15 protein-coding genes are annotated in these 19,168 nt (G+C 46.8%); all 15 read left to right on the top strand.

Annotation, left to right across the window (positions count from 1 at the left end; genetic code table 11):
- Positions 1-43 precede the first annotated feature (43 nt).
- The 15 genes from C8N47_RS10060 to C8N47_RS09990 all read left to right on the top strand — a co-directional run bounded on the left by C8N47_RS10060 (position 44) and on the right by C8N47_RS09990 (position 18,894).
- Positions 44-1,198, top strand: a complete 1,155-nt coding sequence (locus C8N47_RS10060) for an arginase family protein (protein WP_107822432.1) — start codon at positions 44-46, stop codon at positions 1,196-1,198.
- A 119-nt stretch (positions 1,199-1,317) separates the two neighbouring features.
- Positions 1,318-2,256 carry a PorP/SprF family type IX secretion system membrane protein gene (locus C8N47_RS10055; protein ID WP_107822431.1) on the top strand — a complete coding sequence of 313 codons (939 nt, stop codon included), beginning with the start codon at positions 1,318-1,320 and terminating at the stop codon, positions 2,254-2,256.
- Positions 2,257-2,289: 33 nt separating this feature from the next.
- Positions 2,290-3,630, top strand: coding sequence for a T9SS ring complex lipoprotein PorK/GldK (gene porK / locus C8N47_RS10050; RefSeq protein WP_107822430.1), 1,341 nt, complete (start codon positions 2,290-2,292; stop codon positions 3,628-3,630).
- A gap of 18 nt (positions 3,631-3,648) precedes the next feature.
- Positions 3,649-4,614, top strand: coding sequence for a type IX secretion system motor protein PorL/GldL (gene porL / locus C8N47_RS10045; RefSeq protein ID WP_107822429.1), 966 nt, complete (start codon positions 3,649-3,651; stop codon positions 4,612-4,614).
- A 12-nt stretch (positions 4,615-4,626) separates the two neighbouring features.
- The gene (gene porM / locus C8N47_RS10040) at positions 4,627-6,240 is read left to right on the top strand and encodes a type IX secretion system motor protein PorM/GldM (RefSeq protein ID WP_107822428.1); all 1,614 of its coding nucleotides are present in this window, start codon (positions 4,627-4,629) and stop codon (positions 6,238-6,240) included.
- Positions 6,241-6,401: 161 nt separating this feature from the next.
- Entirely contained in the window at positions 6,402-7,256 is an 855-nt protein-coding gene (gene porN / locus C8N47_RS10035; protein WP_107822427.1) for a type IX secretion system ring subunit PorN/GldN, read from the top strand.
- A gap of 498 nt (positions 7,257-7,754) precedes the next feature.
- The gene (gene porK / locus C8N47_RS10030) at positions 7,755-9,104 is read left to right on the top strand and encodes a T9SS ring complex lipoprotein PorK/GldK (RefSeq protein WP_107822426.1); all 1,350 of its coding nucleotides are present in this window, start codon (positions 7,755-7,757) and stop codon (positions 9,102-9,104) included.
- Between the two features lie 437 nt (positions 9,105-9,541).
- Entirely contained in the window at positions 9,542-9,835 is a 294-nt protein-coding gene (locus C8N47_RS10025) for a nucleotidyltransferase family protein (protein ID WP_107822425.1), read from the top strand.
- Positions 9,828-10,202, top strand: a complete 375-nt coding sequence (locus tag C8N47_RS10020; RefSeq protein ID WP_107822424.1) for a HepT-like ribonuclease domain-containing protein — start codon at positions 9,828-9,830, stop codon at positions 10,200-10,202. Before C8N47_RS10025 ends, C8N47_RS10020 begins: the two co-directional genes overlap by 8 nt.
- A 1,500-nt stretch (positions 10,203-11,702) precedes the next feature.
- Positions 11,703-12,224, top strand: a complete 522-nt coding sequence (locus tag C8N47_RS10015; RefSeq protein ID WP_146161499.1) for a UpxY family transcription antiterminator — start codon at positions 11,703-11,705, stop codon at positions 12,222-12,224.
- 370 nt (positions 12,225-12,594) lie between these two features.
- Positions 12,595-13,998, top strand: coding sequence for a sugar transferase (locus C8N47_RS10010; protein WP_107822422.1), 1,404 nt, complete (start codon positions 12,595-12,597; stop codon positions 13,996-13,998).
- A gap of 566 nt (positions 13,999-14,564) precedes the next feature.
- A complete protein-coding gene (locus C8N47_RS10005) occupies positions 14,565-15,347 on the top strand; it encodes a polysaccharide biosynthesis/export family protein (RefSeq protein WP_170111358.1) in 783 nt (260 codons plus the stop codon).
- A 36-nt stretch (positions 15,348-15,383) separates the two neighbouring features.
- On the top strand, positions 15,384-17,741 hold the full coding sequence (locus tag C8N47_RS10000) for a GumC family protein (RefSeq protein WP_107822420.1): 2,358 nt from the start codon (positions 15,384-15,386) through the stop codon (positions 17,739-17,741).
- Between the two features lie 21 nt (positions 17,742-17,762).
- Positions 17,763-18,215, top strand: a complete 453-nt coding sequence (locus tag C8N47_RS09995; RefSeq protein ID WP_107822419.1) for a BT0820 family HAD-type phosphatase — start codon at positions 17,763-17,765, stop codon at positions 18,213-18,215.
- A 157-nt stretch (positions 18,216-18,372) separates the two neighbouring features.
- A complete protein-coding gene (locus tag C8N47_RS09990; protein ID WP_245915701.1) occupies positions 18,373-18,894 on the top strand; it encodes a DNA-3-methyladenine glycosylase in 522 nt (173 codons plus the stop codon).
- Positions 18,895-19,168: the final 274 nt, after the last annotated feature.

Raw genomic sequence — 19,168 nt, 5'->3', positions numbered from 1 at the left:
AAAATTCATTGTTACCTGTTGAACAGCCAAAACACGAAAGTCCATGAAGCTCGAATATTACCTCACACCGGTCGATTTTGCCGCTTTTGCCCTTCCGCGGTGGGGTCAAAAGAAATTTGCCCTGGGCAGCCTGCTGGAGAAAAACCACGATAAGCTGGCTCCCGAGAAAGCCAACATTGTATTGATTGGCGTCGAGGAAGACCGCAATGCTCTTTGTCCGGGCAGTGCGCTGGCTCCCGACCGCATTCGCGAGCAGCTTTACCAGCTGAACCGCATTGCCCCGCGCTTCAAAATCCGGGACCTGGGCAACCTGAAGATTGGCAAAACCCCCGGCGACAGCTACTTTGCCCTGAAGGATGTCTGCCAGTATTTCCTGGAAGAAGGCGTGACAGTGGTCGTCATGGGTGGCTCGCAGGATCTGACCATTGGCACCGCCAAAGCCTTTGAGGATCAGCCCTACAACCTGGTTACCATCGACCCCCGGCTCGACTACCACAAAGGAGCCAAGTCGATCGACTCGGAAAATTACCTAACCCTGCTTTACGACAAGCAGCCCAATCTTTTTTCACACACCCTGCTGGGCTACCAGAACTACTTTACCGATGCGGTAGAGCTGAACCAGGTGGCCGACTTTAACTGCGACAGCAAACGCCTGGGACAGGTGCGTTACGCCATGAGCGAGATTGAACCCTATATGCGCGGTGCCGATCTGCTAAGCTTCGACCTGAATGCAGTGCGCCAGATTGAAGCCCCCGGGCAGTATTTTGGTTCTCCCAACGGCTTTTATGCCGAAGAAGCCTGCCAGATTGCCCACTATGCAGGCATGGCCGATCAGATGAAGATCGCCGGCTTTTATAACCTCTGCCCGATGCTCGACAAGCAGGAGCTGAGTGCCAAACTGATGGCACAAATCATCTGGCACTTTCTGGAAGGTTTTCACTTTAAAGTGCTGGAAGACCCGGAAAAGCACCCCAAGGAATTTAGCGAGTACATCATCGAGATGGACGAAATAGACCTGCCCCTGACCTTTTACCAAAGCCGCAAGACCGGCCGCTGGTGGATGAAAATTTACAACCAGAACGACGATACCGATCATATTGTACCCTGCTCGCAGGAGGATTACGAACAAGCAGCACGCTACGAAATTCCCGACCGTTGGTGGAGAAACATCAGAAAATTAAACCAATTGGCAAAATAAACGCCTCCGGCTGTTCGTTCAAGACTTTACCGTGGGAAATCAGTTATTGACCAACAGCCCGGGCGGGAGGTTCATCCAGCCTGTCCAACCATACTAAAAACCGGCTATTAGCCCCATTTATGAAAAAATTATTTTGCTTTTCATTTCTGCTAATAATATTTAATTTAGCCGCTATTGCCCAGCAGGATCCTCAGTTTAGCTTCTACAAGCTTGCACAGCTGACGAACAATCCCGGTTATGCCGGTACCAGCAGGGCAATATCAGGCCTGATTCTGAACCGAACACAGTGGAGCGGACTCGAGGGAGCTCCGAAAACCAAACTGTTCAGTGCAGAATCGTCAACTGAACTATGGGGCATAAAAAGTGGTATTGGGCTGAATGTTATCCGCGATGAGCTGGGTTTTGAAAAAACCACGCTGGTTAACCTGAACTACGCATACCTGGTTGAAACCGGCTGGGGAAACCTGGGAATAGGAACATCGCTGGGAATCTTCAACAAAGCCATCGACGGAACATGGGATGCGCCCTCCCGCGGGGATTATGTGGTTAGTGATCCGTACCTTCCCGACGAAAATGTCAGTCAGGTGGCCTTCGATCTGGGCTTTGGTTTGTACCTGAAATCCCCCGACTACTTTGCGGGAATTTCAGTCACTCACCTCAACCAGGCCGAAATATCGTTCTCCGATGACGCCTATACATTTTATACCCGCCATTATTATTTTACCGGCGGATATACTATTCAGATGTCAAATCCGTTATTCACAGTGCAGCCATCTGTTTTGTACCGAACAGATCTGGCCGCATCGCAAACGGATTTAAATGTTGATGTCACTTACAACGAACGCTTTACCGGCGGTATCGGCTATCGGTTAAACGAAGGTCTAATCATCGGGTTAAGCGTTGAATTACAGAGCGGTTTGAAAGCAGGTTATGCTTACGACTTAACCACATCGGCCCTGGGAGCCGACAGTTCCGGATCGCACGAGCTGTTTTTAAGCTATGTATTTGCAATCCGGAAAGGGAAAAATAAAAAATATAAGAGTGTACGTTATTTATAGAAATTCTAAAAGTTAGCAACATATATCATCGTTATGAAAAAAATACTCTCTCTCTGTTCGATGACTCTGTTGATCCTGTCGATGATTAGTTGTAATCGTTCGGGCAGCAACGGTGAACTTACTGGTGTGAAAGGGCGAGGCAAATGGTTTGAACCCGCACCTTACGGAATGACCTTCGTTCATCGCGGAAGCTTTAATGTAGGCCCGAGTGATCAGGACGCCAGTTGGTCGTCAACACCAACCAAGACTGTTTCTGTTGATGCCTTTTGGATGGATGACACAGAAATTACCAACAACGAATACCGCCAGTTCGTCAATTTTGTGCGCGACTCCATTGCCCGCACCATGCTTGGCGAGCAGTTTCCCGAGTTTCTGATTACCGAGGATCGCGATGGCAATCCCATCGATCCGCCGCGTTTAAACTGGGATGAACGGTTGGAGTGGGATAATCCCGACTATGCCGATGCACTGGAGCCCATGTTCTATGCCGAAAACGACCGCATCTTCAACAAAAAGGAAATCGATGCCCGCAAACTGTTCTACACCTACTACTGGATCGATTACCAACAGGCGGCCAAACGCGCCAATATGTACGACTACGAAACGCAAAGTTACCATGGCGTGGTCTACGATAAAACAGGTGCTGCCAAGCCCATTGAGAATCGCTCGTCCTTTGTATTCAGCGACCTGGTGAATGTATATCCCGACACGCTGTGCTGGATCCGCGATTTCACCTACTCCTACAACGAACCCTGGGCAACCCGTTATTTCTGGCATCCCGGCTTCGACGAGTATCCGGTTGTTGGCGTAACCTGGACACAGGCCAAGGCTTTCTGTCACTGGCGCACACGCCTGCATAACGAATACCTGCTGGGTCACCGCGAGCAACCGCTGCAAGACTATCGACTGCCCACCGAGGTAGAATGGGAGTATGCTTCACGTGCGGACAAGGAAGTATCAATGTACCCTTGGGGGGGCTACTACACCCGCAACGAAAAGGGTAAATTTCTGGCTAACTTTAAACCCTTACGGGGTAACTATATCGAAGACGGCGGCATGGCCACTATGAAGGTAGGCTCGTACGATGCCAACAAATTCGGGCTGTACGACATGGCCGGGAACGTAGCCGAGTGGACCATCACTGCTTACGACGAATCGGCTTACATGTACATGCACGATTTCAACCCGAATTTCGAATACAATGCTAAACCCGACGACCCACCGGCCATGAAACGCAAGGTAATTCGTGGTGGCTCGTGGAAAGACATTGCCGGATATGTGCAAACCTCAACAAGAAGCTACGAATATCAGGACACCGTTAAATCTTACATTGGATTCCGCTGCGTCCGTTCATCTTTTGGAAACGAATTTTAACCCTAAATTGTGATCATTATGAGTTTTGGTGAAATGTTACATAGCAAGCGTTGGAAAGTCTTTACCGGCTATGTGTATAACTTTGGTGCTTCCGTCGTTTTGATCGGTGCCTTATTTAAACTTCAGCACTGGGCTTTCTCCGGACCAATTTTGGTTGTCGGTCTATGTACCGAAGCATTTATCTTCTTCATCTCGGCCTTCGAACCCCCTATGGAGCTTCCGGAATGGTCGAAAGTGTACCCCGAGCTTCGGGAAGACTTTGTGCCCGATGACGATGACGACACATCGCGCGACGACCAGCTGAGCAAGCTGTTTGGTCAGGCCGATATTTCACCCGATTTGCTAACCAAGGTGTCCAAAGGTTTAACCGACCTAAGCAATACCGCTTCTTCCATCAGCGACATCAGCTCGGCCACGCTGGCTACCGACGTTTATGTGAAGAACCTCAACTCAGCCTCAGAGTCGATGAACACCTTTGCCGAAATTAATTCCAAAGCCAATAGCGACATCAACCAGTCGGTCAATGTACTGGTGGAATCGTATACCAACACCGCTCAACGGTTAAGCTCCCGTGGCGACGAGATGCTCAACAAAATGGCCATGTCCAGCGAAGAGTTTACCAACGTATTGTCCATGTCGGGTAAAAAGCTGGTGAACTCCTACGATAAGGTTGCCGAAACCATTGAACGGGGTTTTGGCGATTTAGGCGAAAAATCGAGCAGCTACAACGAAAAGCTGACCAAGCTGAATGAAAACCTGGAGGCGCTGAACAGCTCGTACGTATCGCAACTGAAAGGAACAAGCGAACAGCTGGCGGCCTCGCAAAAATTCTTCGCAGAAATGGGACAGATGAACCAGGTGATTCAAAACTCGGTTGAAGAAGTGAAAAAATATCAATCAAACGCTGCCGAGCTAAACAAACACTTAGAAGCATTGAATTCAATTTATGGCAATATGTTAGGAGCCATGAATTATAAAAAATAAAAACGCCAGGATATGGGAACAAAGAATTGCCCGGAAACAGCGAGGCAAAAAATGATCAACATGATGTATCTGGTTCTTCTGGCGATGATGGCGATGAATGTCGCGGCCGAAGTGTTAGATGCCTTTCGTGTGGTTGATTCGAGTCTTGTGCAAACTTACAGTACGCTCCAGAAAAAGAGCGGACAGCAGTATGCTGCTTTCGAAGCAGCCTACCAGATGAACCAAAGTAAAGTCGGCCCCTGGCTTGAAAAAGCCAATCTGGTGAAGGCCAAGGTTGACTCGGTACAAAAATTAATTTTCGACATCAAGGAAGACCTGGTGGTCCGCGGCGGCGGTGTGAAGATTGCCGACATCGATGGCTTCGAGTTCAACCCCGAACGCTCCTACATTCAGAACTATGCGGGCGACTCGCTGCTGATTTCCAAGGATGACGAGCTGAATGTTCCGTCGGAGCTGATGATCCGCCTGGGAAGAGGCCAGGAACTGCGCAACGCTATCAGCAGCTTGCGTAATGACCTGACAGCCATGGTGCCCGACAATGCACCAATCCGTTCGAGCATCGAGCAGGAATTGGCAACAGCCGACCCGGGACGAAACATGAAAGAAGGCGGTGAAAACCTAAGCTGGGAAGAACAAAACTTCGAACACAAACCGATGATTGCAGTCATTACTCTGTTGAGTAAAATGCAGATCGACGTAAAAAATACCGAAGCCAACCTGCTGAACTACCTGTACAGCCAGATTGATGCGAGCTCGTTCAAGTTCAATAAACTGAATGCGGTGGTCATCCCCAAATCGTCCTACGTTTTGGAAGGCGACGTCTATCGTGCCAGCGTTTTTTTAGCAGCTGAAGATACAACACAAACACCAACCGTCATTGTTGGCAATCAGGAATTGCCCATCGAGGGAGGCAAGGGAATTTACGAAGTGAAAGCCGGCAAATCGGGAACATTCACCTACAATGGTGAGATTCATTTTCAGAATCCCGACGGCGGAACCAATATTTACACCTTTGAGCAGGAATACCAGGTTGGAAAACCAAGCGTTACCATTTCACCAACAAAGATGAACGTTTTCTACCTGAATATTGCCAACCCTATCAGTGTGTCGGTTCCGGGCGTACCCTCGCAAAACCTGAATGTGAGCATCACCAACGGAAAAATAGAACGTCGTGCCGACGGGATGTATGTCTTCCCCTCCAAAGAAGATATTGCCGGCAAAAACACCCAGGTCATTGTTAACGCCACCATCGATGGCAGCACCCGGCGCATGGGAGCAATGACCTTCCGCGTAAAACGAGTACCCGACCCGGTAGCCCAAATTGCCGAGAAGAACGGCGGTGTTCTGCGCAAGGAAGACCTGATGGCCGAACAAGGTATTTTTGCAGCCCTGATCGACTTCGACTTCGACCTGAAATTTAAAGTTACCCAATTTGATGTGACCATTACCGGAGCCGGTGGTTTTAACAACACCTGGTCGTCCAAATCGAATATGTTCTCGGCCGACATGCGCAAGCAGTTTGCCAACCTGCAAGCGGGAAGCATCATTTATTTCGATAACATCATGGCGCATGGTGACGACAAAACCGACCGGGCACTGGCACCGATCAGTTTTAAAATACGATAAAAACACCGAGCATTGTTAAAAGGCAAAAACGACAACTCAACTTTTAACAAGGACTCATAAAAAGAGCCGCAAGGCCTGTGAATTATAGTCAGAACGCGTTTGCATACAACGACCACTTTGCCCGCCAACAACGGGTGAGGGATATTTTAAAAATAAACGAAATGAAAAAGCTTATCATAGCCCTGGGATTCCTGCTTGCTGCTTGCTGCTTCGGCGAACAAACAGCACAGGCGCAAATTGTCGACGGCGCCTTTCAGCGCACCGATATTAGCCGAAAAAAGCCAATGGCCTTCCCCCACCTGCGGGAAGCCGATGTGATGTGGTCCAAAAAAATCTGGCGGATCATCGACCTGCGCGAAAAGATGAACCAGGTGCTTTATTTCCCAACCATCGAAACCGAAGGACGCAACAACCTGATCAATCTTCTGCTCAAGAACATTGAAGATGGTTTGCTAACTGCTTACGATGCACGCTACGACGATGAATTTAAAATTCCGATGACCTACCAACAGGTGAAAGAAGCTTTTGGTGCCACAACCCGTACCCGTCGTGTGCGCAACCTGACAACCGGCGAGTTTGAGGACAAAACCATTGAAGGAGAGATTCGTGGTGAGGAGATCATGCAGATCATGATTAAGGAAGAGTGGTTCTTCGACAAGCAAACATCAACCATGAACGTACGCATCATCGGCCTCTGCCCCATTCAGGAATATTACCGCGACGAAGATATTAACCGCGAAAACGTTCAGCGCCGCCAGGTATTCTGGGTTTACTACCCCGAAGCCCGCGAGTTGCTGGCCGGCAATGCCGTGATGAACACCCACAACACGGCCTACAACATGTCCTTCGACGATCTGTTTATCAAACGCCGCTTCAACAGCTATGTGGTCAAAGAAAGCAACGTGTATAACAACCGGGCCATCAGCCAATACCTGACCGGACTGGATGCCATGCACGAGTCGAAACGGATCGAACAGCAAATCTTTAACTGGGAACAGGATCTTTGGGAGTACTAACAAATCACCAAATCATTACTATAGAAAAGCCTTTCGGAGAAATTCGGAGGCTTTTTTTTCGGATGGCTGGATCGTCGGAAGGATTGAAGGATTGAGGGATTGAAGGATTGAAGAAGTCGCAGTCGCAGTCACAATCCGTGAGAATTTACCATTCAGCGATTTACTATTGACAATTGAGAAGAACGACGGTAGAAAAGAGTCGCAGTCTCAGGATGATCGGATATTCGGATGCTCGGATTATTGGACTTCTGGACTTATTGAAGGATTGAGGGATTGAAGGAGTCGCAGCATCAGATCGTCAGATTATTGGATTTTCGGATTCTTAGACATCCAGTAATCCAGCGATCCGGACATCCAGCAATCCAAACATCCAGCGATCCAGTAATCCAATAATCCGGCAATCCACTTATTCAAAATCGGCGGTCACACTTTTTTAGTTCATAATAACAATATAACTTGCAGGTCTGCGTTTTTAAACTTGCACGTGCACCCTATTTTATGCGACTAAATTATTCATGCTTACTCGTTTGTTGCCTGCTTCTCTTTTCGGCTTGCGAAAAGAATGAACTGGTACAATACACGGCATCCAATAAGAATAAGCCTTATTTTGAGCCGGTTCCCTTCGGCATGTCCTATATTCAGCGGGGAACGATTGTGGTGGGGCCCGACGATGAGATCTACCAGGAACACGGCCAAGCCAAACGGGTGTCGGTTGAAGCTTTTTGGATGGATGAAACCGAGATCACCAACAACGAGTACCGACAGTTTGTGTATTGGGTGCGCGATTCGATCGCCCGCAGCTTGCTGGCCGATCAGTTTCCGGAGTTTATGCTTACCGAAACCGACCGCGGTGAACCGCTGGACTACCCGCGCCTGAACTGGGATGAACCCCTGGAATGGGATAATCCCGACTTTGAGGAGGCCCTGCAGCCCCTCTACCTCGATGCCGACAACCGCGTGTTGTGGGAACGGGGCATCGACGCGCGCAAACTCATTTACGAATATCAGTGGGTCGACTATCAGCAGGCAGCCAAACGGGCCAACAGCTATAACTACGAAACCCAGTCGTACAACGGAACGGTAACTGATATCGACGGGCAGGTGAAGCCCATCACCAGCCGCTCGTCCTTTGTATTTCGCGAATCAACACCGATCTACCCCGACACCTTGTGCTGGGTGCGCGATTTCACCTACTCGTATAACGATCCGATGACGCAAAAATATTTCTCGCATGTAGCCTTCGACGATTATCCGCTGGTGGGCGTCAGCTGGAAACAAGCCAAAGCCTTCTGCCAGTGGCGCACCAACGAGTACAACCAGTACCAGCATCGGCTGAACAGTGTCGATGTGTTCGACTACCGGCTACCCACCGAGGTGGAATGGGAATATGCCGCCCGGGCTGGTGAGGAACGCAACCTCTATCCCTGGGGGAACTATTATATCCGCAACCAGATGGGCTGCTTCATCGCCAACTTCAAGCCACGCCGCGGTAACTATGTGGCCGACAGCAAACAGTCGACCACCACCATGCCTGTTGGATCCTACGCCCCCAACAACAAGCGACTGTACGATATGGCCGGCAATGTGGCCGAATGGACCAGCTCAGCCTTCCACGAATCGGGCTATGAGTTTATGAGCGACTTCAACCCCTCGGTTGAATACAATGCCCGCCCCGACGACCCGCCCGTGCTGAAACGGAAAGTGATCCGCGGCGGATCGTGGAAAGATATCGGCTACTTCCTGCGAAACGGTACCCGCAGCTTCGAATACCAGGATACCGCCAAATCCTACATCGGCTTCCGCTGTGTAAAAACATCCTTCGTCGACGAATTCCGCATCAACCAGTGATGGATTTAACCGCAAAGAACGCAAAGAAGACGCAAAGAACGATGGTCCACGAATTACCCGAATGACACGAATTGGTTGACCACGAATTATAGTCGCAGTCGCAGTCGCAGTCACAGTGTTCAGTCCTCCCCCTCCGGGGGAATAAGAAGAGGGCTTTTAACGGCGAATTTCCAATAACCAATGTTCAATATCGAATAAGAAACAAGGAACCGCAAAACGGGGAAGCGCCGAATCTTGAAATTTGGTTTTTGGACTTTGGATTCTGCTTTTTGGAATTTGTTTTTTGAAGACTTCATCCCCAACTCCCCTATGGCTTAGACGATAAATACTCCAGACATCCTCATGATTTAACGGAGAAAAAGAATATATTTGTTTTAGTCTTTGAAGACTGAATTTCAGCTAGGATACCCACGCGCGAACATTTAAAGTAGTCTAAAATGAACTCAAAGCAGGAATACATCAATCTGTTATCCAATTTTAAAACCCAAAGAGGTTTCTTATACGGAATAAACCGTATGGGGATATTTGGTTCGGTTGCCCGTGGCGAACAAACAGAGAAAAGCGATATCGATATTTATTATGAAGGCGAGCCTTTGAGCCTTTTCAAGATAGTGGAACTTAAAAATGAGCTTGAAAAGCTGCTGCATTGTACTGTTGATGTTGTGCGTCTTCGCGAAAAAATGAACCGGATTTTGAAAAAAAGGATTCAACAGGAGGGCATCTATGTTTGACCGGATCCTGGCATTCGATATCATCTCATTAATCGATGAAAACCTGGAAACAGTTTTACAGAGAACCAGACACCTAAAATCAGCCGATGAATTTACCGCTTCAGAAACAGGAATGATACTCTTGGACAGTATCTGCATGAAACTGGTAGCAGTCGGCGAAAGCATTAAAAACCTCGACAAAGTAACCCACAAAGAGTTGTTATCCCAATATCCCCAAATACAATGGAAACAGGCGATGGGAATGCGTGATATTATTGTGCATCATTATTTCGATGTCGATGCTGAGCAAATTTTCAACACGCTGCGTGAAGATATTCCACCATTACTATCAGTACTGGAAAAAATAAAGAAAGACCTCAATTCCTGATCCCCTTGCAATGTTAGGAAAATGCGATGAAACCGCAAACCTGTCCCGAACTGGCTTCGGGAGAAGACGCGGAGAACGCAGAGGAAGATTGGCCACGAAATTCAGTCGCAGTGTTCAGTCACAGTGTTCAGTGTTTCCCCCTCCGGGGGAATAAGACGGGGGAAACGGGTGATGCGGTTTGTAACCGCGTCGGGAAAACTGGATTAACGCTGTCAGGTACTGCGGACGCTGACAGGTTGAAATCATAACCCATCATAAACATCATAAAAATCAGCGTCGCCATTCTTATAAAAATCAGTGTCTCCATTCTCCACAAAACGACCGGGAAGCTTAACCGCTGAAGACGCGGAGAACGATGTTCCACGAATTACTCGAATGACACGAATTAAAAGGCTGCCCCAAAATGACACGAATTGTCAGATTGACCACAAATTATAGTCGCAGTCGCAGTCACAGTGTTCAGTCCTCCCCCTTTGGGGAGTTAGAAGGAGGCTTTCCCTCCCATCCCCGCGATGTTGGGAAATGCACAAAGGCTGCTAATTTCGAATTTCCAATAACCAATATTCAATATCGAATGAGGAACCGCGAAACAACTCTACCCCAAACCCCTAAAGGGGCTTAACGCTTCGATGAAGTTTGGTGAAACTTGGAACCTAGAACTTTTTAACCGCAAACCTGTCCCGAACTCGCTTCGGGAGAAGACGCGGAGAGATCAAACGAACGGTTGCCCACGAACTGCAGTCGCAGTCCCAGGGTTCAGTCCCAGGTCCATATCTCCCGAGTACCGACTACCGACTAGACGCAACCCACCTGCTATGGGCAAAACGAAACGTCTCATTCTTAACACACATTTAATATAGGTCGTTTAAAAGGGGGCGGGAGGCCGGGATCAGACGCAGATCGAGTCTCACATTTTATGTTGTATTTTCTGTGCAAAAAGCACCTCTGCGGCCTTTTGAAACCGACCATCAACTTAAGACTTTAAGCAGCTTATGTGGCCAATCGGATAGAAAGATGAAACTAAAGACCAATTGATCTTAATTATTTTTTCCAGCCATCATAAATCCAAAACCCAACGACAGTCCCCGGCCTTCCAGGCAGCAATTCGGGCTGATAATGCGGGATGGCGAAAATCCGTTCGTATAGCGAAAGTGGGTGTTCGTCCCAAAATTCGTACCACTCATATTTTGCTTAACCTTGTGGTAAGCCTAAATAAGTGTTAATGCCTTATTTTTGTCGCATCATTGCGGTTCAATCGTTTTAACGCTAGCAGGGCTTAAACAATAAAAATCCCTTTTCAGGAAACAACGAATTGTGACTGTGTTGGCGTAGCCTTGTCTTGTCGGGAACACGCACCCCTGTTCGCAACAAAAACAAGCATGACCGAAGAGTTGATTATCAATCATTTGCCGACAAAAGAGAGCTTCATCATCGGCAGGCTGTCCGGAAAGCTTGAAAATTGAAAGAACCAAACAAAATACACGAATAGGGAGCAATGTTATGAAATGGTACGCGGTATATGTAAAGGCAAAACACGAGCGCAAGGTATTCGAGATGCTTCAGCGCCGCGATATTGAAGCGTACCTCCCCCTGCGTAAAGTCGTCCGCCAGTGGAGCGACCGCAAAAAGACGGTCGAAGAACCACTTATCCGAGGCTATTTATTTGTGCGCATCGACATCCGACGCTATTACGAAACAATAAGCGTTCCCGGCATTATTAATTTTGTTCGTTTTGATAATCGACCTGCAATAATACCGGAACACCAAATCAACGATCTAAAATTGTTTCTAAAAAACGATATCCCTGGACTGGAGGTTACCAATGAACGCATTAAGAAAGGACAATTAGTAAAAATCCGCACAGGCGCTTTCGCTAATTTCATCGGGGAGATATCAGAACTACGAGGCCGCAAAAGACTATTAATTCGTATTGATCAACTGGGCTGTATCATCCATGCCGACTTGGGAAGCAATCAAGTAGAACTGATAGAGGCAGTCGAAATAGAAAGATTTGGAAAGTAATTCATTGCTGAAGATCAACGCCGCAATTACGGAGTGCGAATAAATCAGACTCGGAACAAGCGAGTGTTGAATGACAAAGCAGCAGTGTTGTAACTTTTTATCTATTTCGAGTTCTATTTTGGACCGAAATTCCACTCTAGGAAGTGGAGCTAAGGTATCGACTTGCTACAGCGAAATATATGAAATAAAAAAGCAGAAGATCAACAGACCCAAATGCTAAACAAATAAGTTGAATATCTGGCTTGCAGGTCGGCAATTAAGCTGTACCTTGCTGAAGCTTTCCGAAACAACCAATTAACACACCCACCCCACTCATTCGGATCAGTAAACTAACACCTTGTTTGTCAAGGACGAAACAGAAGACGAAACCATGCTTAGAGAACGTGAACAAGTATTGGCCCGCATCAACCAGGTTATGCAGACCATGTTGTCGGTCGCTGCTTTTTCGGCAGCCAGTGGCTTGTACCACTATCCCCATTACCAGGCGCTGTTCGCCAGCAAAGAGTTTAACTTTTACCTGTTGCTGGTAAGTTTATCAGCCTGGATCGCCATTGAATACAGCGGGTTGCACCAGATGAGCCGCGAAGACCGCTACCACGAGATTTTCTTCCGCTACCTGAAGGTGACGGCCATTAGCTCGGGGCTGATTTTCACGGCCCACTATTACCTGGATACCCGCTGGATTGACCTGGGCAGTCTGACGCTGTTTGCCACCATCAACCTGGTGTTGCTATACAGCTTTAAAGCTTTCTTCTACCGTTTTATGCAGCTAATGCGTCGCCGGGGTTACAACACGCGGCAGCTGCTGGTGGTGGCCGACAACAGCTCGGCCGACTTTGTGGAAGAGCTGATGCAAACTAAAGACTGGGGCTACCGCATCCAGGCGCTGGTAACCGACAGCCGTGAAGTGCGCGGGCGTTACCAGGATCAGCTGGACGTTTACGACAGCCAAACACCGCTGCCCCAACTGATGAACGAGCTGGTGGTGGATGAACTGGTGTATGCCCGGGGTAAGATTAACTACGAAGAGATTAACCCGCTGATGGCGACCTGTGCCGAACGGGGCATTGTGTTTCGCCTGCGCCCGATTGTACTGGAGCGCTACGGACTGAAGGCGGGCTACACGATATTTAATGATAACCCGCTGTTTGTCTTCCGCAATATTCCGAACAACTACCTGGCCCTGAAAGTGAAGCGGGGGCTGGACATGGTGGTGGCCCTGGGGGCACTGATCATGGCCTCGCCGGTATTGCTGGCCATTGCTATTGCGATTAAGCTGGACGACGGCGGCCCGATCTTTTTCAACCAGCAACGCGTGGGTTTGTTCGGGCGGCGCTTTGCCTGTCTGAAGTTTCGCACCATGGTGGTGAATGCCGAAGCCCTGAAAGCGAGCCTGATGGAACAGAACGAACAGGACGGCCCGGTGTTCAAGATGCGCTGCGACCCCCGCATTACGCGTGTAGGCCGTTTCCTGCGGAAGTATTCGCTGGATGAGTTTCCGCAGTTTTTGAATGTGCTGAATGGTGATATGTCGGTGGTTGGCCCACGCCCACCGCTGCCTGCCGAGGTGAACCAATATCAAAAATCGCAAAACCGGCGGCTAAGTATGAAGCCGGGGATTACCTGCATCTGGCAGGTGAGCGGCCGCAACAATACGGACTTCGACGGCTGGGTGAAACAGGATATGGAATACATCGACAACTGGTCGCTGAAGCTGGATCTGCTGCTGATTTTGAAGACCTTTACCGTGATGCTGAAGGGAACGGGGATGTGACAATTGATGACTAATGATTGATTAATTATTAATTGGCCGTTGCAGGTTTCACAGTAATCCTTTGCTCCGCTACCCCTCGTCTGAGTGAAGCGGAGACGAGGGGTAAGTCGTTCTTCCCGATTGTATCGGGACCAGCGGTTTTTGACGATTAGATAAAGCGTTAAAAACGCCTAACCGTAAACCACTCGTTCGGAAACGAGTGGAAGTAGAAAACTTGGAACTTAGGGACTGAAAACTCATTACTCACGACTTCGTCCGTTTTCATCCTTCGACATTTCTTATTGATTATTCGATATTCTACATTTTGTGAAGCAGCCCTGCTCTTTCCGGGGATTTACAGGGGGCCTGGCGCCTCAATTGCCATCAGTATTAACCAGTAGCAATGCGATGAACAACAAACCGTTAAAAAAGACTTGAATTTAGCGTATGGTTTCGATGTACACGGAAACTTTACTATTTTCGGTCGCCAAAGCGATTTTTGAATAACAAGCAGACTTAGCAGCCAAACAGGAGGCTGATATACAACAAATAACAAAATTATTTCTTGATAGACTATGACCAAAAATTTGATCAGGACAGCTCTCTACGGTATGCTGGCATTGTTATTTTTCAGTTCATGTAAATCAAATAAAGAACTGATTTACCTACAAAACCTACCTGAAGGAGAAACGATTCAAGCAAAACCGTTTTCAACTGACAGCTACCAGCTTAAACCCGGAGACAACCTATTTATCCAGGTCTCGTCAATCAATCCCGAGGTCAATCAATTGTTCAACCCGGCCATGGGATCAGGCTACTCGGGAGGGATGGCACAACAGTTTGGTTCGGTAAGCTCACAATACCTCAACGGCTATTTGATTGATCAGAATGGAAACATCGAACTTCCGATCATTGGGGCTGTTGGTGCAAGCAACAAAACACTCGCCCAAGTAAAGAAAACGGTCGAACAAAAAGTAAACGAGTACTTCAAAGAAGCAACTGTTACGGTGAAACTGTTGAACTTCAAAATCGTCGTTATGGGTGAAGTTTCAAAGCCCGGTGTAATATACAATTACAACAACACTTGCACGCTACTAGAAGCAATCAGTCAGGCCGGTGGAACAACTGATTACAGCCGATTGAAAAAAGTGGTCGTGATACGTGAAAGCTTATCGGGAACCACTAACATCGAAATCGATCTGACAGACAAGGCATTTCTCAACTCAACGGCCTATTATTTACAGCCCAATGACATTGTTTATGTGTGGCCCGACAAATACAAAAATACGCGACTTAATGCGTCTCTGTATTCGTTAATTCTTTCATCGATCTCAACATTAATAGTTGTGCTCAAATTCATGAGCGAATAAACACATTCCATTCTGCTGTACGTAATTAGAAAAGCTATGAACAACAAGGAAATTTTAACACCCGGAGCATCCGCACATGACGAAGACCAGATTGATTTGGTCGAATTGCTATTTAAAATACTGGCTCATTGGAAATGGATCACCGCAACAGCTTTCATTGGAGTAGCCCTGGCTTTCACATTCAACCATTTCGCCCCACCGAGCTTTCAGGTAAACAGTACATTAATTGTAAAGGACAACAAATCAGACGGACTCAACATCGCCAATGTATTTAGTGACAACCCTTTAAAAGGCGACGTAAGCATTGACAATCAAATTGAAATTCTTCGATCTTTCAGCCTCAACCACCAGGCATTAGAAAACTTGGCAAGCGATATATCCTGGTACAAAGCAATGCCCATAGGCGATTTCAATGTGTATGGCCGCGAACCTTATCGCGTAGCCTTCGATAAAACAGCATTTAACCTGAAGGATGTCCCGGTTTATATCGATCCTATCGACAACGAACAATACCGGATCACAGTTGATGCAAGCACCAAAATCTTAGGGATAGAAACAGAGGTGGATTTTGAGGCAAAAGCGAAATTTAACGAACCATTTGAAAATCAATACTTCAGCTTCACAATCCAAAAAACTGCTCCTCCCGAAGAGGGAGATTTCTACTTTGTATTCAACGATTTCGACAAACAAACATTAAAGAACATTGATAAACTAGTAGTTAGCAGAGTTAACCAAAATGCAGATCTGATAAAAATTGAATTTACAGGAGACAATTCGCTACAACAACTCAGATATGTCAATGAGCTCTCTAATGTTCTGATACAATATGGTTTAAAACAAAAAAATCAAATCTCCGACAACACAATTAAATTCATTGATTATCAACTAAAGAACATTGTTGACACCCTCAAATCAACCAGTAGTCAATTTACCGAGTACCGATCCAACAAAAAAGTTTTTGATCTGGGAACAGAAGCCTCTTTGGTAGCCGAAAAACTGTCAGACTTAGACTCAAAACGATCGGTTGCACGAATGCAATTAGAATATTATTCCAATTTGCTTTCCTACATTAGTAAAGACTCGGATATGAAAAATATGATTTTTCCGAGTGTGGTCGGGATTACCGATCAAGGCTTAAACAGCATGATCGTCCGGCTTAGCGAGCTTAACAGTAAGAAAGAGGCACTCTCCTACAGCCTGCACGACAAAAACCCAAGTGTTCAAATCATTGAAAGAGAACTGGAATATATCAAAAAGAGCTTAGAGGAAAACCTAAATAACCTTGTTTTCAACACTCAAAAAGAACTCGAGTCAATCAACAACGATATTGAACAGGTAAATAAACAACTGAGTGCATACCCCAAAACAGAACAAGATTTAATCAATATCAAACGGATGGTTGATTTGAATAATGAGCTTTACAATTTCTTACTGCAAAAGAGAGCTGAAGCTCAAATAACAAAAGCATCTAACGTACCGGATGTTGACATACTCGATCCCGCAAGAGAAGTTACAGTCACTCAAACTGGTCCCCGGAAAAAGATAAACCTTTTAATCGGTCTCTTTGCAGGTCTGTTCTTGCCTGTCTGCTTTATTCTTGTTAAAGATTTTCTAAATACAAGCATTCAGGATCAGGAGCAAATAGAACGAATTAGCTCGATTCCTGTGCTGGCTTCAATCATACATAACAACTACAAAGAAGCTTTGCCGGTCAATGAATACCCAAGATCGATCCTTACCGAATCATTCCGGGAGCTGCGCACCAGCCTGGATTATCTCAATTTCGAAAGTAAGAAAAAAGTTATTGGGGTGCATTCAATGATACCTGGGGAAGGAAAAACATTCGTATCATCAAACTTGGCAGCCATTCTGGCGATGAACCAAAAAAAGGTGATTGTTGTGGGAGCCGATATGCGCAAACCAACCCTACACAACTATTTTGGAGCTTCAGCAACTCCCGGCCTGAGCACCTATCTTATTGGAGCGCACAAGTTGGAAGACATCATAAAACAAAGCCAGTTCAACAACCTGCACTTTATTCCTGCCGGAGAAATTCCACCGAACCCGGTAGAATTACTCAACAGCGAACGTTTCTCTTCATTGATCGACGAACTCAAAGAGAGATACGATATCATCATCATCGACAACTCTCCGATGTCGTTGGTTACTGACGGTGCTGTGACTAACAAAGTTACAGACACCAACCTGTTTGTTGTGCGTCAAAATTACAGCCCTGCAAAATTGCTCTCTCTTTTACAAACATTAGCATCCAAACACAACATGAAGAAGGTCGGCATTGTAATTAACGACGTAAACCCCAAACGGTCCTCCCAGTATGCATATACTTATGGCGGATACTACAGTAATAAAAGTGGCTATTTCAGCGAAAAGTAGAATAATACCAACTCTACAATCATGATAAAGAGTAAAAAAGTAATTGCCGTAGATTTTGATGGCACAATCGTCACGCACGAATATCCAAAGATTGGCAAAGACATTCCCTTCGCCATTGAGACACTCATCCAGTTGCGGAAAGAAGGCTTTCGATTGATTCTTTGGACCGTTCGACATGGAAAATTACTGGACGAGGCGGTGGAATACTGTCGAGCACGCGGACTGGAGTTTTACGCCGTAAACAAAAACTACCCGGAAGAAGATTATAACCATAATGCCGGACGCAAGATTGTTGCCGACTGGTACATTGACGACCGTAACCTTGGGGGACTTCCATCGTGGGGAGAGATCTATCAACACCTGTCCATCTCAGAACCTGCCCAAAAGTCCAAACAATCAGGTCTACTATGGAAAAACAAGCAAAGTACTAAAAAGCCCGGGAAATTATACCGCGCATTAACGCTCCGATTTTAGTTTCTGCAAGGGGCATAACAGCAGAGATTACATCATAATAAGCCTGCCAGCACCTAATATAACCACCTAATGATTTGCCATATTCCAAATCATCGATGATACAAATCACGATCATCTGCAATTATCTACCTTTGCAGTTCAACAGATACAGCAACAGATGGATATGGTTTCGAAACGAATAACAGCTGACTTCTTCCAACGCGATACCCTTATCGTGGCTCAGGATTTACCGGGTCAGTTTCTGGTACGCCAGTTTGATGATGGCTGCATAAAGCGCTACAGGATTACCGAAACAGAGGCTTATTGCGGCATGGAGGATAAAGCCTGTCATACCAGCAAAGGGCGCACTGCCCGCACCGAAGTAATGTTTCAGCCGGGCGGTAGCGTGTATGTCTACCTGATCTACGGCATGTACTGGATGCTTAACTTTGTAACAGGCCATGCCGGTGAAGGCACAGCGGTCCTCATCCGTGGGCTAGAAGGCTTCGATGGCCCCGGCAAAGTGGGTCGCGAGCTACAGCTCGACAAGAGTTTCTACGGTGAGGATCTGGAACAGTCGACACGTTTGTGGCTTGAAGAAGGCCCGGCACCGCGACAGCTGGAAGCAACTCCCCGAATTGGGATTGCTTATGCCGGCGAACCCTGGGTAAGCAAGCCCTGGCGGTTTCGCAGCCAGTGACGCATAAGAAATATACAAAAGCCTGCTCGGGAAACCGGGGAGGCTTTCTGTTTTTCGGGAGTGTTCGTTGAAGGATTGAAGGATTGATGGATTGAAGGAGTGAAGAAGTCAAAAGTTGAAAGGCAAAAGGAGAAGAAGAAGAAGAGAATGGCCGTCCACAAATTACACGAATTGCACAAATGTAAATAGCAAATAAAAAAGTACCATTTTTTCGCAACGATAAAGTGCCAGTTTAGGGTGAAAAATTTATTGATTAAATATTGACTTTCTGTTT

This window comes from Mangrovibacterium marinum (genome assembly GCF_003046625.1).
Taxonomy (GTDB): Bacteria; Bacteroidota; Bacteroidia; order Bacteroidales; family Prolixibacteraceae; genus Mangrovibacterium; species Mangrovibacterium marinum.
The sequence above is the reverse complement of the archived record's forward strand: the minus strand, read 5'-3'. Positions and strand labels throughout refer to the sequence as shown.

Bases quoted from the DNA above. Each gene is read 5' to 3' on its own strand.
- C8N47_RS10060 (WP_107822432.1), top strand. From the start codon at position 44: ATGAAGCTCGAATATTACCTCACACCGGTCGATTTTGCCGCTTTTGCC.
- C8N47_RS10055 (WP_107822431.1), top strand. From the start codon at position 1,318: ATGAAAAAATTATTTTGCTTTTCATTTCTGCTAATAATATTTAATTTA.
- porK (WP_107822430.1), top strand. From the start codon at position 2,290: ATGAAAAAAATACTCTCTCTCTGTTCGATGACTCTGTTGATCCTGTCG.
- porL (WP_107822429.1), top strand. From the start codon at position 3,649: ATGAGTTTTGGTGAAATGTTACATAGCAAGCGTTGGAAAGTCTTTACC.
- porM (WP_107822428.1), top strand. From the start codon at position 4,627: ATGGGAACAAAGAATTGCCCGGAAACAGCGAGGCAAAAAATGATCAAC.
- porN (WP_107822427.1), top strand. From the start codon at position 6,402: ATGAAAAAGCTTATCATAGCCCTGGGATTCCTGCTTGCTGCTTGCTGC.
- porK (WP_107822426.1), top strand. From the start codon at position 7,755: ATGCGACTAAATTATTCATGCTTACTCGTTTGTTGCCTGCTTCTCTTT.
- C8N47_RS10025 (WP_107822425.1), top strand. From the start codon at position 9,542: ATGAACTCAAAGCAGGAATACATCAATCTGTTATCCAATTTTAAAACC.
- C8N47_RS10020 (WP_107822424.1), top strand. From the start codon at position 9,828: ATGTTTGACCGGATCCTGGCATTCGATATCATCTCATTAATCGATGAA.
- C8N47_RS10015 (WP_146161499.1), top strand. From the start codon at position 11,703: ATGAAATGGTACGCGGTATATGTAAAGGCAAAACACGAGCGCAAGGTA.
- C8N47_RS10010 (WP_107822422.1), top strand. From the start codon at position 12,595: ATGCTTAGAGAACGTGAACAAGTATTGGCCCGCATCAACCAGGTTATG.
- C8N47_RS10000 (WP_107822420.1), top strand. From the start codon at position 15,384: ATGAACAACAAGGAAATTTTAACACCCGGAGCATCCGCACATGACGAA.
- C8N47_RS09995 (WP_107822419.1), top strand. From the start codon at position 17,763: ATGATAAAGAGTAAAAAAGTAATTGCCGTAGATTTTGATGGCACAATC.
- C8N47_RS09990 (WP_245915701.1), top strand. From the start codon at position 18,373: ATGGATATGGTTTCGAAACGAATAACAGCTGACTTCTTCCAACGCGAT.